The following is a 14,461-nucleotide window of genomic DNA, read 5'->3' as shown; positions in this document are numbered from 1 at the left end:
ATTTTCAAATGCTATTTTGTCCGGATTTTCAAGCTTTTCAGGTACTCCTTCTGCTCAGGTGTAATCCGATAGCTTTCGACCGATTTCTGTATTGCTTTATTGTGAGTCCAGGGCTCGAGACGTTTATCTTCTATAAACGGAAGTATCGCATCATACTGTTTCGCAAGGGCTGTTGCAAAATACCATGCGGTCATCATATTAACGTAGTACTCGTCAGACCTGATTTTAGCTACCATCTCCGGGTATGATTTATCGAAATCGTCATCCAGGAAATGTTGCATGAGCATACCGGTCCCGAATCTTATGGTGTAGGTTTTGTCTGAAGAAATCCATTTTATTATGTAAGAAAGAAGCTCTGTCTTATTTTTCTTAAAGACCTTTGGTGACATCTGATCACAGGTTGCCCAGTTATCAACATAGGGAAGAAATCTTTCCACCTCCTCTATACATTTTCCATAATCCTTTATCTCGGATATCACGAAGGCATGTATCTGATCCTCGTCAAAATATTTGTGAGGAAGGTCAGTCAAAAAATCCGCTATGTCCTCTTTTTTAGAAAGCTGCTTCGCATACTTCCTTAAGTCCGGTGTCCGGACACCGATCATTACTTCGGTGTCCTTTCCGGGAATAAGTTTTACCTGAAAATCGCGATATTTTTCGTCCTGCAATTTAAAGAGTTCTTCTCTTATCTCTTCTGTAATTTTGCTCATGTTTCCCCCAGTGAACGATCTGCTTAAACTCTTATCAGCTCGTACTCTCTTGTACCAAGTCCAATCTTTTCTCCATGCTCAAGCGTCTCTTTCCACTTAACATTGGGATTGGAATCAAGGAAGTGATCGTGGTGATGATGCCATCCCTCCTGTGCAAGGTGATCGCCAAGCTGGCTGTTTCTTATAGGCTCTGCCTGCTGACAAAGATCAGCGCAGGCCTGGTCAAGCGCCACCGGATCGTAGGATGCCAGCATTCCGATATTGGGAAGAATCGGCGCATCATTTTCACCGTGGCAATCGCAGTTTGGCGAAACATCCATGATAAGCGAGATGTGGAAGCAGGGCTTTCCGTTGCAGATAGCTGCCGTGTATTCAGCCATCTTCGAACATAGGGATTCAAGAGCCGTTCCACTCTGATTCGATATGGCATCAAAAGCGCAGGCACCAATGCAGCGTCCGCAGCCTTTACAAAGGTCCTGATTTATTACGGCTTTGCCTGTTTCATATGAGATTGCATCAGAGCCGCACTCCTTAGCGCATTGCTTACAGCTTCTGCAAAGGTCGGGATGCACTATAGGCTTGCCATCGTTATGCTGAACCATTTTTCCTGCGCGGCTCCCGCCCCCCATTCCTATATTCTTGATAGCTCCGCCAAAGCCTGTCATCTCATGGCCCTTGAAATGAGAAAGCGAAATAATAACATCTGCATCGTAAAGGGCTCTTCCGATATATGCTTCCTTGCAGTACTCTCCGTTCGGCACAGGAACGGTAGCTTCATCAGTGCCCTTGAGACCGTCTGCGATGATGACATAGCATCCGGTTGTCACACTATTAAAGCCGTTGACCTCTGCATTGTACAGATGATCAACCGCGTTCTTGCGGCTTCCGGGATACAGCGTATTGCAATCTGTCAGGAACGGCTTACCTCCCAGTTCCTTGATGACATCTGCAACCGCCTTCACATAGTTTGGTCTTAAATAGGAAAAGTTGCCAAGCTCTCCGAAATGCATCTTGATTGCAACAAATTTTCCTTCAAAATCAATATCACCGATTCCTGCCTTTCGGATCAGTTTTTGAAGCTTTACGCCCTGGCTCTGATCCAGTTTTGTTCTAAAATCCGTGAAATAAACCTTTGCCTTGCCCATAAAGAAACCTCCTGACATATAATATCAATTCTGCCCTGTTAAATATTATAACGTTTCCTTGTCATATATAAAACATATGTGTCATCAAAAACAACCCTATTTCCGGCTTCAATAACCGCGCTCCTTATTCCTTCATAAAATTTTGTCTTGTAGGGCTCCGGAAGCACTATGTGGTCGCAGTGAGTTCCGCAAAAGGCTACATATTCGTCTGCTGTAAACACGCGCTGTCCATAAAACTCTCGCTTTTCAAAATTCGCATAGCCATAATTCACCGCATTCTCGTAGCGAAACGAACCATGTGTATACTCCGTTTCCGGTTTGAAATACTCATCGTAAACCTTTTGAATATTGCTATAGAGTTCTTCATTTGAGGTCTTGTAATCAGATTTTGTCATCATCATCGCCAGGATTCCGCCGGGCTTAAGTAAATCAAAAGTCTTTGAGAAAGCTATCTCCTCCGGAATCCATTGTATGGTTGCTGCAGAGTATATGAGGTCATATTTTTCATCTCTGAAATCATGGGTAATGAAGTCATCATTTACGATATGGAAATTCTCATACTGTCCATACTTCTCTTTCATCTTCTGATAAAGATGTTCCCCGAGTTCTATGGCATGATAGTCACATCCTGTCTTCAAAACAGGTTCCGTCGCCTGACCGGTTCCGGGGCCAAGCTCCAGAACTGACTTCCCTGGGCCAATCTCTGCATAGCTTATCAAATACTCAAACAGTTCCTGGCTATACCTTGGACGGTGCTTATCAAACTGCTCAGGTATAGTATCAAATACTTTTCTGAATTCCATCTCCGGTCTCCTTTCTCCACTCCGGTTATTCCCTTAGAATTGTGTCTTCTCTCTGAAACGAACTACTTTTTTCAGTTCTGTATTTCACGTAACATATATTCCGCATATCGCTTTGCGAGAGCATGATCGTAAGCGGTTTTCGCGGCATCAGCATATTCACACATAGCCGCTCTAATAAGTGTATGATACTCTTCGGGAACGTTATTAAGAGCCCATTCCCCACCTTCCTTTTTGGAGAGAATCAGTTCTTCTTTCTTGTATGCCAACACTCTTGCTAGATTAAGAGTAGTGTACATCGTGCTATCTATGATGTCCTCCTGTGCTTCAGCTATATCTTCCCATATCGAGTCCAGATAATCAGCCTTAGGAACAGGTTCAAAAACGTCTTCAATAGGTAGTCCGAACAGGCACTTACCTCGTTTACTGATTATAGTAAAATGAGCTGCTAAGTCCTTGTCTGATCCCTTCATCTTCAGGATATAATCTTTCGGATTGTCCCTATACCATCCATTGTGCATTTCTGAAAAATGAAGTTCAAAGGGCGTAGGATAAACAAAGGGCTTGCACACATTTTTCGTTACAATGCTCATCTCAATGCCCTTAGCAGGACCTTCCTCATTAACTTCCACGACCATATCCATGAATCTTCGCTTTACGTCATCCTGCACAGGTTCATTCACGACCACAATCAGGTCCAGATCACTCTTTTCAGGGTTAAAACATCCCATCACGGCTGAACCGTGTAAATAAATGCCTGTCAGATTATCTTGTAAAATCTCCCGCGATTTCCTGACAAATTTGTATAATAGTTCCTTCATACCATTCCTTTCTCTGGCGCAGGAAGTTCACCTAGCACCGCACAGATATCCTTCTCTATGGAGTACAGATACCTGATTCTGCCAATTGTGTTTGCAACTTCAATCTCTCCTGCTTTTATATCCTCATCGGTATCGCCTTCCATTGCCAGTGCACGCCTGAGATTATATTCAAGCCATTCCACCCATGTATAAGCTATCCCGTAAAGTTCATCGTAGGCTCTGAAACCGTTATCATAGGCATTCAAATAACCTGTATAAAAAGCTGCCAAATTCTCACTGCTGAATTTCTGATTAACTGTTCCTGCCCATTGTAGTGAAAGCTCAAGGCAAGATGCGATTGGATTACTATAGCCCAGGCACTCCAGGTCAATTACGAAAAGCTCGCCCTTATCCCACATGATATTCTTTGGATCCATGTCATCATCGCTGATTACCTGCATCGGTGGAAGCTTTTTTCTTGCTTCATTTAGTTTATCCTGCGCAGCTTCAAGAATCTCGATGCTTTCTTCAAGCAGAGATGCGATGCTGCATTCTTTTTCTTTAGCCTTTTTCAAATATCTTCTAAAATCTATTTCTGAAAGTTCTGGATCAGATTCCTCATCATTTTTCGGATCAATAGCATGTATTTTTCCAAGTATCTCCCCAGCTTTATTACACTGCTCTTCTGAAATATTGTTCCAGTCTGTTATTTGGCCTTCCTGCCATTTAAAGATGTAAAAATATCTACCATCTGCTTTCAGCATCTTTTTGCCTTTAAAAGATAAAGCCGGAACTATCGGAATGTCATTGTCCTCAAGGATAGCTTCCAAAGCTTCCGCCCTTCCATAATTATCAAAGACTCCCGGCCTCTTCATAATTTCCGGATTCAGGCACTTTACCGCATAGGTTCCCTTATCAGTCTGAACCTTAAACATTTTGTGCATTAGGCCGCCGGATACCGGCAAAATATCGCCAATCACCCTGCCTAACGCATATCCTTTCTGAGAATAATTCGTAAACAGCTCTGTAATAGCCAAATGATTCTCTGAACATTGTTCTTCTGTCATTGTTTATCCCCTTTAAACTTGAAATTCCGCATTTCTCTTTTTCTTTACAACAAATCCCAATAATAATCCCACACAAAATCCTGTTAAATGAACAACAAATGTTCCTAACCCAAGGAAATTAGATAGAATCATATAGAATAGCAGGTAACGATTCCCACATAATTCCTTATATTCATGCAATAACGAACTATCCCTGATAAACCACATAGCCATCAATCCAAGAAAACAAAATATAGCCGGAGATGCGCCATACATGTATCCATTCGGAAATATCAACAAAAAAACTGCTCCCGAAACAAATAGTCCGACATGATATATAAGACAAATGAATGGCTTACTCAATTTTTTCTCAATATATAAACCCACATACCATAGTGCATAAACATTGGCTGCCAGATGCCATACAGTTGGATGCAAATATCCGTAAGTAACTAATCTATAAAGCTCCCGTTTATTAAAAAGAGTCTCCTTCGATGCTCCCAATAAATCTACAAGTTTTCCGCCACCGGTAAAAACAATCATAATCAAATTGTATTTTCGTGTTAGTCCCAAGTTGACCAGGAAAACTGCCACAAAAATTATACTTATCACTGCTGCAAAACTGTTTTTACAAATCTTACTCATAAACACCTGTGCATTCTTTTTCGATTCTATAGAATCTAAAGCCATCTTCTTCCCTTAAAAGCTCAAAGCCAAGCTTTTCCAAAGTTTCTCCGCCGCAGTTCCATAGCCTTTACCTTTATATGAGTCATTCTGCATGTGGATGCTAAGTGTGCATGGCACAGTTCCCTGGTCATGGGTTGTAATTCAATATTCGTGCTTCCCATTTTCAATTCCTCCAACAAAAGACATGTGCTCTCTTACCCGGAAAACACATGTATCCATCATAACATAGCAAACGCCTGATACGTGCTGTGTTGATAATAAATTTACGCCGTCGCCATCGATTTTTTCTATTGACAGCATTCAAAATTGTCATTAACATAAGAATCAAGAAATGGGATTTTTACCGTACGTGTCATTATTGACAGCTAAGCGGGTTGCTCGTTTCTTTTTTTATGTTAATAAGGTCGTAAAGATACTTCTTACCATTTTGATCATGTCTCACTATAAGATAAATATGATAAACATTATATCTTTCAACTTCACCATTCTCCCCATATACAGGCAATGCAAATCTTTTCCAAAATATACAACATCGTTAATCTACGCATTTTTATAAAATACACCCACATAATCCTTCAGATAATTTTCCACATCATCCCAATCAATTGACCGTTTTCCTTTAAAAATAATGTCATTTATCATGACAATATTGTTTCCATCTGCATCCTTTATTACAGACACATTTCTTCCCTGGTTCCCTTTTTCCATATACTCCTATCTGCCTGCTTCTTCCTGCATCTTTTTCAATTCCTCATAGTATGCCTTATACCTATATGCAGTCCTGCGGCTGATTGTGCCTTTAGCCACAATCTCCATAATTGTCATGCCATTTTCATATTGAACCGCAAAGTCGTTATATGATTTCATCCAATGTTCATCATGCTTCTGTCTGCCGGCAAACTTTTTGTTCTTATAATATCATGCTAAATCTTGTATCTCTACGGTTAGTAGAGCACAATGTAGCGCCAGGGTATAGTCACTTTCCTTTGCGTAGGGTTACAATGATAATGTATCTGCTTTACGCTATAGTTGTAACCGAAAACCTGTGGATAGGAGGCATTTATGCTCGATCAGACGAAAACCGGAATGTTCATATGCGATTTACGGAAAGAAAAAGGTCTTACCCAGAAACAACTTGCTGATGAAATTGGCGTTAGCGACAAAACGGTTTCAAAATGGGAAAATGGCCGCGGAATGCCCGACACTTCAATCATGCCTGATTTGTGCAGAGTTTTGGAGATAAATATCAACGAACTATTATCCGGCGAGCACCTGACCACAGAGAATTATAACGGAAAGGCGGAAGACAATATGGTTCAACTTATTAAAGATAGTGAAAATGAAAAGAAAAGGGAAAAAGGCCGAGTTATCGGGACTGTTATAGGGCTCATTATTCTGGTAATGTTTCTATATATTATAGTCATAATATCAGGCGGTGTCGGTCAGGTGATATGGTTTATTGATGCACCTTCTCTGTTTGCTGTTCTTGGTATTCAGCTTATAGGTCTTGCGGCATCAGGACAGTTTTACAATTTCTTCAGAGGCATTAAACTTACATTCGCACACAAGTCAGTTTCTTCGGAAGAACTTCCGGCATTGGCACAAAGATCTGCAGATGCTATAGGTTTGGGAATAAAGATTACAATTCTTGCAGGCGCAATCTCAAGTCTCATTGGTTTTGTGCTTACTATGCAGAATCTCTCCCAACCTGAAGCCATAGGCCCCACTTTGGCAGTATGCGTATTAACGCTATTTTACGCTTGTCTTATTGCGCTATTTTTGTATGTGATCAAAGGACGCCTACATAGATTATGTGAAAACTGTTTGTAATATCCGGGCACCATTTCTTCAGTTTCATCATGATACTGCTCTACATTCTGTCCCCACGCAAACATAATTACCGGAATATTCTTTTCTTCCAGATAATCCACAATGCAGGTGTATTCCTTGTTGAAAAATCATCCATTGTAAGTAATGCTTTTATCATTGCTATTCCTCCAATAAAAGGCATATGTTTTCCCACCAGAAAACACATGCCTTTATAATAACACAGTCAACATATAATATGTGCGGCGTTTATCACAACGTTAGACTAATTTTTCAAATTCAGAAAATACATCTTCTTTACTCCAGCTTCGAAGTTGGCCAAGCATAAACTGTAATTTACTGTCTATCCACTCTCTGGTATAAATTTCCATATTGCGAGCGGCGGCATTACCATAAATGCGCACTACTTCTTTTGGTTCCTTCTTATTTATCTCAGAACAGAATTCAACATATTCATCAATTTTCCCTAATAGCTTCTTCCATTCCTCGGCAGCTTTCCCCGGCATATCATTCCTCAAATATGCTGCAACTAAAAACTTATAGGTATCTCGATAATATCCCTGACAATGCGCTTTCATCTTTTCATTTTCCATAAATTTGTCCATGATGGATAATCCCCAAAAACATTTTTCCTCGACTTCATTTAATGGACTGACCCACATCATACTTTCAGCAGTATATAAAATCTGCTTGTTTAAAGCTCTTATGAAGTTTTGATAATTGTCACGGATTTGTCCCTTCCAATTCTCTCTGCCTTCTTCCGTGTCAATGCTTATAAAGTATGGTAGAAGCGTTTCCTTAAGCATATTGTTGCTGATAGAAGGAAGGGCTTCAACATGCTGCATGCCCTTTTCCCATTCACCTGAGTGCCAGCAAAGCCATGCAAGTGAAAAGTGGCATTTATCCACAAGCGCCTTATCTCCTGAGTATCGAATAACCTGCATCGCTCTGTTTTCAGTTCTCCTAATAAGCTGTTTCCATTCCTTACCATCATTCTCCATAAGCCCGGAGTAATAAGAATTATTTGGATTTACATAGCGGCTCATATGCCCAACAGCCTGAACAAAGCTAGTCATAATACCATAATTAAATATATTCTCTTCGCACTGTTGATCCAAATATTGAACTGCATTTAAAGCTCCCTGAGACTGTTCTCCACTATCTCGAAGAGTATTAGCTTTCTGCTCCACTTCCTCTGCGAAATTCACATCATAGATCTCAGTATTAAATCCAAACAATGCATCTGTTGATACGTTTAAAGCCTGTGCCAACGGAACTATCTGAGTAACATCAGGAAGCCCTGACCCGCTCTCCCATTTGCTAACGGCCTGGCTTGTAATGCAAAGAATACCTGCCAGTTCTTCCTGCGTATATCCTAAATCATGACGATATTTTTTTATATTGTTTCCTAGCGACATATGCATTTACCTCTTTTCAGTTTTTTCAATAGATGCATCTTTGATAACTTCAATTTAGCAGAAACCAAAGAGGATTCCTAACAACTTGTCCTCGGAGAAAATACAACTTAGCGTTGAATCAGAATGTTTTACTGTTATGTATTTATAATATGGCAGCATGTATAAGTTCTTTAACTGTCCTATCCCTTAAAACAAAATTTGATGTTTCATAGGTTACTATCAATCTGTCTCCGGGAATTATTCCATTAGCAATATATGAATCTATTTTTCTAATAGCTTTATCTGCATAATCGGGATCATCCATTCTCCCATCATGTTCCCAGTATACTTCTTTCCTGGTTCTTTTACTAAGCAATGTAAAATCCGGATATATGGTACCATATCCTTTCAGTAACAGTGGACACTCATATTTATACTCAATTCCCATATCATAAAATGTATCCGCCAAAATTTTCTCTGATTTTGATCGTACTCGTTCTCCTTTTTTGCTAAGTATCACCGGAGCCCCTTCAGCAAATCCTTTCCCTTGATATGGAACCTCCTTCCACTTCTGAATTCTCTGCTCGAATGGGGTTTCAACAGGTTCTACCATGTTTTTCCTTATATCACTTTGTGAATTGTATATCTCCAGTAGTTCATCGTCTTTATATTCATTGCAAATGTTTTCCAGTTGCTTAAGTCTTCGGTCAACAATTCTTTTAATTCTCTTGTCATATGCTTTCTGCGCAAGAGGCTTCACTATATTGCTATTTTCTCGCCTTATGTACTCACCCTGCCTTTTACACTTTTCATTCTTGCCTGTACAAAGCATATACTGCGTTCTCTTTCCGCAATTTGTAATTCTTAGAGTTCCTTCTGGTGCTGAAGATAACCTATCTTCTACACATTTCTTTATCTTCATTAGCCGTTTTTGTTCCTCCTTTAGTAATTCTTCCAGTCCTTGCATAAAATATTCCTTTCTTAATCTCAATTATTCTGCTGCATATTGTGAACCAAGCTTTTGCAGCATTATGTTTAGGCTTACTACATCTACCGCAAACTATTATTTTCAGTTTTATAGCAGCACATTTCGCCCCATCTTTTCTGTCACAACTCCCATATTGTCTTGTTGCGGCAGTTATTTTTTTACTTCCTGTACTGCCACATATCCAAATATTTGTTTTTGTAGCATTTCAATATACATATATGACACTGCCGCACTATGCATATATTTTTATAGCGGCAGTAGCGGTATACTTTTTTAACTACCGCATTTATTCAAAATAAACTTTGTAGCAGTACAGTAATGGTTAATACAACTGCCGCAAACATTCATCACTTATCTTTCAGCAGTGCTATTTCGCCAAAGGTACCCTGTACATATCTCCGGCACAACAGAAAAGGTGCTTAACACCTCAAAATACGATAAAGAAGAATCAAGCAGCTCATATCCTCATAAATAAATGGACTATATTCAATTATCTTTATTATCAAAATGGAAATCAGCAGTGTCTCCGATACGCATCTCACTGCCTTCGTTCAGAATGAAACAGATTATAGCAACAAATTTAAATAAGTGCAAATTAAAAAGAGACATCCCATCACGAAATGTCTCTAATACACTCCTAAACTAAATTATCTCAATTCCCACAACTACTTCGCGTGGAAGTTCCGCTCTAGGCTCAGCCTGCGCTTACGCTTCTCTTCGTCAAGAGAACTACTGTCTCACAACTCCTGGTAAACGGGAACATATCAACCGGTATGATTCGCTCCGCTTTGTACCCATTCTTGGTTATGATTTCCAAGTCATTTGCCAGAGAATCGGGGCTGCAGGAAATATATACAACACGGTCGGGATTCAGCTTGAACATGGAGCCGAGAAAAATCTCGGTTGAACCTGAACGAGGCGGATCCATGAAGACAACATCTGCGTGATCTCCCGCCTCTGCCATCTGCACCATGAACTTGCTGGCGTCATTTTCATATACCGTGATATTCTTAATTTCATTCATTTTTGCATTTAATCTTGCATCACGAACTGCATCCTTGTTGATTTCCACACTGATAACTTCACCGGCCTTCGGACTTGCAATAATACCAATAGTTCCAACACCGCAGTAGCAGTCAAGGACTGTCTCTTTTCCGGTAAGTCCCGCAAGTTCAACCGCTTTGGAATAAAGCTTCTCTGTCTGAACAGGGTTAACCTGATAGAAGGACTTGGGTGAAATCTTGAATTTCATGCCGCATACGGTATCGTAGATAAAGCCGGGTCCGTAGATTGCCTTCTCTTTATCGCCGAGAATCATACTTGTATGCTTATCATTGACGTTAATAACAATTGTTGTTATTTCCGGATGTTCTTTCAGCAGCGCCTTCACGAAATTGTTCTTCGAAGGAAGAATCGGCGATGTCAACACAAGAACAACCATTATCTCTCCAGTATTGTGTCCAACTCTTATAAGAACATGTCTGAACAGGCCAAATCCGTTGTCCTCATCATAAGTTTTAATCTTGAAGGACTTGAGCATTCCTCGGATGGTTGCAATAATAGCATCTGCTTTTTCATTCTCAAGATAGCATGCGTCAACAGGGACTACATCATGAGTCCCTTCTTTATATATTCCGGATACAGGATTACCCTTTCTGTCATGAGTGAAAACCGCATGAACTTTACATCTGTAATGCTCCGGATGTTCCATCTCCATGAATGGCTCAACTTTTCCATATTTTCCGATCAGTTCTTCAACTCTTTTGTGCTTTCTTTTGATCTGCTCCTTGTAGGGCACATCGATCATCTGACAGCCGCCGCACTTCTTGGAAACAGGACACTTGCTGGGTGTCCTTTTGACAGAAGGCTTCTTTGCAGCACCGGCTCCCTTGGGAGTCACGCGACGTTTAGTTGTTTCGTTCTTTCTTGGTGTATTATCTTTATTCATTATTTATACCCTCATCCGTCAGCTTCGCTGACGCCTTCTCCTTTAAGGAGAAAGCATATACCCTCTATAGTCTGAAAAACCTCCGGCAATTCCGGAGGTCTGACATTATTTCTTCTTGGGTTTGTTCTTACTGTTTCTGCCCTTCCTATCGCCAAAATCTCTGATCTTGACATCTTCGAGGCCGGAAACAAGTTCCAACGCGCGTTCAACATCTGCTCTGTTGATGCGGATTGTACACATAATTTTATCCTTATCAGAACCAAACAGACGTTGCAGGAAGCTCTTGTCCTGCCAGTCAATGTAGTAAGAAATACGATTTGCCAGAAAACGCTCTTCTAATATTCTCTTGCTTTCTTTGCTGTAAACTCTGCAAAAAGAAACTTCATTATTAAACACCTGATCATTTTGTATAATAGATGACATAAATCGTTCAAATCCTCTCAATCTATCTGAAATCCACTATATTTTACACTAGCCCAATCATGTTTGTAAATAACACTTCAGAACATTCGCAAAACCGCTTATTTTTACACATTCTTTATAGTGTTAATGGTCTTTTCATTTGAAAAATCAGGGGTATGGGTGTAAAAATAAAGTAGGAGTAGTATACAAACAGCATGGATGCTGTTTTTCCGGGTGTCTATAGCCCCGAAGATCAAAGGAGTGATGTATATGGGAATAAACGTTAACATGGATTATTCCACCCTATTTAGCAGTATGTCCGGTAGTTCTTCATCGACCAACTTCATGTCCGGACTGTCAAGTATGCTTTCCGATTACTCCTCCATCCAAAACGGAAGTTATGGAAAGCTGGTTTCAGCATATTACAAGAAAATAGACAGCGAAAAAGCAGATTCTGCAGATAAAACCGAAAAAGAATCCACGCGGCAGACCACCGAGACTGAAAAGTCCAAAGCCGCAGAAAAAAAACAATACTCAGCTATTTCATCCAATGCTAAGGATGTTGCATCAAAACTTGATACTCTGTCCAAGACCGGCGACAACTCTGTTTTCGAAAAGACGTGGCAGACTGTCAAGGATGAGGATGGTACTGAATCAAAAGTTTACGACTATGACATGTCAAAAATATCAAGTGCCGTTTCAAATTTTATAAGCAGCTATAATAAGCTTATTGATTCCACCGGAGATATTTCTGATGTAACAACAGATACAAGAGCAAGCTATCTCGGAAAGATTACAAATTCCTATAAGAGTGAACTCTCCTCCATAGGAATCAGTATCAAAGATGATGGCAAGCTCTCGCTCGACAAAGATAAACTTAAAGCTGCAGGAGCAGAAGCCACACAGAATATATTTACCCAGAAAGCAGGCTTTGGTTATAAAGTATCTCAGGCTGCAACAAGTCTTGAGACCTCCGCTTCAAGAGCAGCTTCAAGCTCTTCAACCTACTCAAAGACAGGAACCATGAATTCGGATCTATCCTCTATTTTGGATTCCTTTATCTGATGAAATGGTGAACGTTCGCCGAAAGGCGTACTTAAGAATAGCCGCCGCTATCGGCCTTATGGCTGATGCGGCGGCATTTGATTGCTCAAATTTGTAAAAAAAATTACTGGCCGGAGGTAATCTCCTCAACACGGTTAGCATATTTCACTCTGTATACTCTGCGAAGAGATTCATTTATTCTCTCCTCACTTATCGTACCATTCTGCACTGCTGCAAGTACTCCCTGATAAGCATCAACGAAATCCGCAGGAAGGAAAATCATATCCGCACCTGCCTGGATGGCTGCTACTGCTGCATCTGCAGAGGAGTATCTGTCTGCAAGATCTGAAAGTGAATCGGTAATTATTATTCCGTCAAATCCAAGCTGCCCTCTAAGGAGATCCTGTACAACAACAGAACTGAGGCATGAAGGTGTTTCATCACCTGTGATTCCCATCGAAGGCGCAGTACATACCATAATCATACTTGCACCGGCATCAATTCCTGCTCTGAAGGGACTAAGTGCATCCTGAAGCCCTTCTATGGAATTACCGCTGTTAATAGTCTCCGGGAAATACTGAAGTCCTGCGGATACACCAAAGGACTGAAGTCCCTCAACCGTCTTGGCAACCATTGCCGATACGTTCTGCGGATCTGTACCGAATGATGTGCCTGAATCAGTCAGGTTGGCATTTACACCAACATTCAGATTAAAGCCGTAGGCATTGAGATAGTCAGCAACTCTTGAAGCTGTATTATAAGCCTCATCGGCATTACCGGAAGCTCCAAGCTCTGTGGGAGACGCCACCGGATCAAGTCCAAGACCATTTGCCACAAGACTCTTCTCTCCGCCAACCTCTGTGGTTGATATGAAAAGCGGATACTTGCTCATTGATGCGGTAGAACTAAGCATATCCTTGATCTGAGCCTCATCCTTAATATTCTTGGTTACATAGAAAAGTCCACCAACTGCATACTGTGAAAGGGCATCCTGTGTTGCTGTCCCGGCCTTAACTACAGCATCCGAGCCTGTAAGCTGCTCGGGTGATACCATAAACAGGCCTGCCACTCTGTCCTCAAGCGGCATCTCGGAAATGCAGGTATCCACAATATTATCAAGCATAGCATCAGTACTCTGAACCTCTGATTCAGTGATATTCTCCTCAGGAGAAGCCACTGCTGCCTGCTCTGCTCCCACCTGCTTAGCTTCAGCCACTGCCTCCTCCACTGAAGCATTATAGTCCTTAACGGCCTTCACGATGCTATTAACGCCAAGAAAGGCGGCCGAAACAACAGAAACACCCAAAACACCGGTTATAACATATGCTGTAACCTGGGCCTTGATCCTGCGTTGTCTCCTAAGCTCTCTGCGAACATCTCTTTCAGAACCGTTACTAATATTCATTTTGTCTTCCATATATCCTCCCCATGGAAAATCCCCTAAAAAACTTAGATTTAGTATATCATACTAAAACCACAATTTCTACCACTTCGGAAGATGTTGGACACAAAATATTGTAGAATTATGTAGAAGACCACCATAATCGCTAGAGATGGAATTTTGCTTGCAAAATGCCTGCGCCGAGCGCAGTTGCCGAAGGCAACAAATTCAATATGCGCTCGTGTGCATAATTCCCTTATTCGTTTTGCGCAGCAAAACGAATAAG

At 40.8% G+C, this 14,461-nt stretch carries 15 protein-coding genes; 2 read left to right on the top strand and 13 right to left on the bottom strand.

From position 1 onward, the window contains the following. Positions 1–11: 11 nt before the first annotated feature. The 8 genes from G630_RS0106180 to G630_RS24590 form a co-directional block, all read right to left on the bottom strand. Complete coding sequence (locus G630_RS0106180) at positions 12–710, bottom strand: DNA alkylation repair protein (RefSeq protein ID WP_026498079.1); 699 nt, start codon at positions 708–710, stop codon at positions 12–14. A gap of 23 nt (positions 711–733) precedes the next feature. After that, entirely contained in the window at positions 734–1,855 is a 1,122-nt protein-coding gene (locus tag G630_RS0106175; protein ID WP_022763073.1) for a DUF362 domain-containing protein, read from the bottom strand. Between the two features lie 38 nt (positions 1,856–1,893). Further along, on the bottom strand, positions 1,894–2,658 hold the full coding sequence (locus G630_RS0106170; protein ID WP_026498078.1) for a class I SAM-dependent methyltransferase: 765 nt from the start codon (positions 2,656–2,658) through the stop codon (positions 1,894–1,896). 71 nt (positions 2,659–2,729) lie between these two features. Continuing rightward, the gene (locus G630_RS0106165; protein WP_026498077.1) at positions 2,730–3,476 is read right to left on the bottom strand and encodes an aminoglycoside adenylyltransferase domain-containing protein; all 747 of its coding nucleotides are present in this window, start codon (positions 3,474–3,476) and stop codon (positions 2,730–2,732) included. Beyond that, a complete protein-coding gene (locus tag G630_RS20980) occupies positions 3,473–4,522 on the bottom strand; it encodes an aminoglycoside phosphotransferase family protein (protein ID WP_044958799.1) in 1,050 nt (349 codons plus the stop codon). The genes G630_RS0106165 and G630_RS20980 overlap by 4 nt, the downstream gene beginning before the upstream one ends. 12 nt (positions 4,523–4,534) lie before the next feature. Further along, complete coding sequence (locus G630_RS0106155; protein WP_026498076.1) at positions 4,535–5,191, bottom strand: rhomboid family intramembrane serine protease; 657 nt, start codon at positions 5,189–5,191, stop codon at positions 4,535–4,537. Between the two features lie 537 nt (positions 5,192–5,728). Then, positions 5,729–5,896 (bottom strand): hypothetical protein, encoded by a 168-nt coding sequence (locus G630_RS25695; RefSeq protein ID WP_330363770.1) that lies wholly within the window; start codon positions 5,894–5,896, stop codon positions 5,729–5,731. 6 nt (positions 5,897–5,902) lie between these two features. Then, positions 5,903–6,055, bottom strand: coding sequence for a hypothetical protein (locus G630_RS24590; protein ID WP_155831942.1), 153 nt, complete (start codon positions 6,053–6,055; stop codon positions 5,903–5,905). A gap of 195 nt (positions 6,056–6,250) precedes the next feature. Between G630_RS24590 and G630_RS23425 the strand changes: the two genes are divergently transcribed. Continuing rightward, positions 6,251–7,018: a helix-turn-helix domain-containing protein gene (locus G630_RS23425; protein ID WP_049946118.1), complete on the top strand. Its 768-nt coding sequence runs from the start codon at positions 6,251–6,253 to the stop codon at positions 7,016–7,018. A gap of 257 nt (positions 7,019–7,275) precedes the next feature. On the opposite strand, the gene G630_RS23420 is transcribed toward G630_RS23425, so the two are convergent. From G630_RS23420 to G630_RS0106105, 4 genes are all read right to left on the bottom strand, one after another. Beyond that, entirely contained in the window at positions 7,276–8,433 is a 1,158-nt protein-coding gene (locus G630_RS23420) for a helix-turn-helix domain-containing protein (protein WP_026498075.1), read from the bottom strand. Positions 8,434–8,575: 142 nt separating this feature from the next. Continuing rightward, the gene (locus G630_RS0106120) at positions 8,576–9,334 is read right to left on the bottom strand and encodes a hypothetical protein (protein WP_049946117.1); all 759 of its coding nucleotides are present in this window, start codon (positions 9,332–9,334) and stop codon (positions 8,576–8,578) included. Between the two features lie 760 nt (positions 9,335–10,094). Beyond that, the gene (gene rlmD, locus G630_RS20955) at positions 10,095–11,348 is read right to left on the bottom strand and encodes a 23S rRNA (uracil(1939)-C(5))-methyltransferase RlmD (protein ID WP_081667816.1); all 1,254 of its coding nucleotides are present in this window, start codon (positions 11,346–11,348) and stop codon (positions 10,095–10,097) included. Positions 11,349–11,453: 105 nt separating this feature from the next. Next, positions 11,454–11,771 (bottom strand): hypothetical protein, encoded by a 318-nt coding sequence (locus G630_RS0106105; RefSeq protein WP_022762850.1) that lies wholly within the window; start codon positions 11,769–11,771, stop codon positions 11,454–11,456. Positions 11,772–12,020: 249 nt separating this feature from the next. Here G630_RS0106105 and fliD point away from each other — a divergent pair, with 249 nt between their 5' ends. Further along, a complete protein-coding gene (fliD, locus tag G630_RS0106100; RefSeq protein ID WP_026498073.1) occupies positions 12,021–12,815 on the top strand; it encodes a flagellar filament capping protein FliD in 795 nt (264 codons plus the stop codon). Positions 12,816–12,918: 103 nt separating this feature from the next. On the opposite strand, the gene G630_RS20950 is transcribed toward fliD, so the two are convergent. Beyond that, on the bottom strand, positions 12,919–14,211 hold the full coding sequence (locus tag G630_RS20950; RefSeq protein ID WP_049946116.1) for a glycoside hydrolase family 3 N-terminal domain-containing protein: 1,293 nt from the start codon (positions 14,209–14,211) through the stop codon (positions 12,919–12,921). Positions 14,212–14,461: the final 250 nt, after the last annotated feature.

The organism is Butyrivibrio sp. WCD2001, assembly GCF_000424485.1.
Lineage (GTDB): Bacteria > Bacillota > Clostridia > Lachnospirales > Lachnospiraceae > Butyrivibrio.
This window is presented reverse-complemented; position numbering and strand designations above follow the sequence as displayed.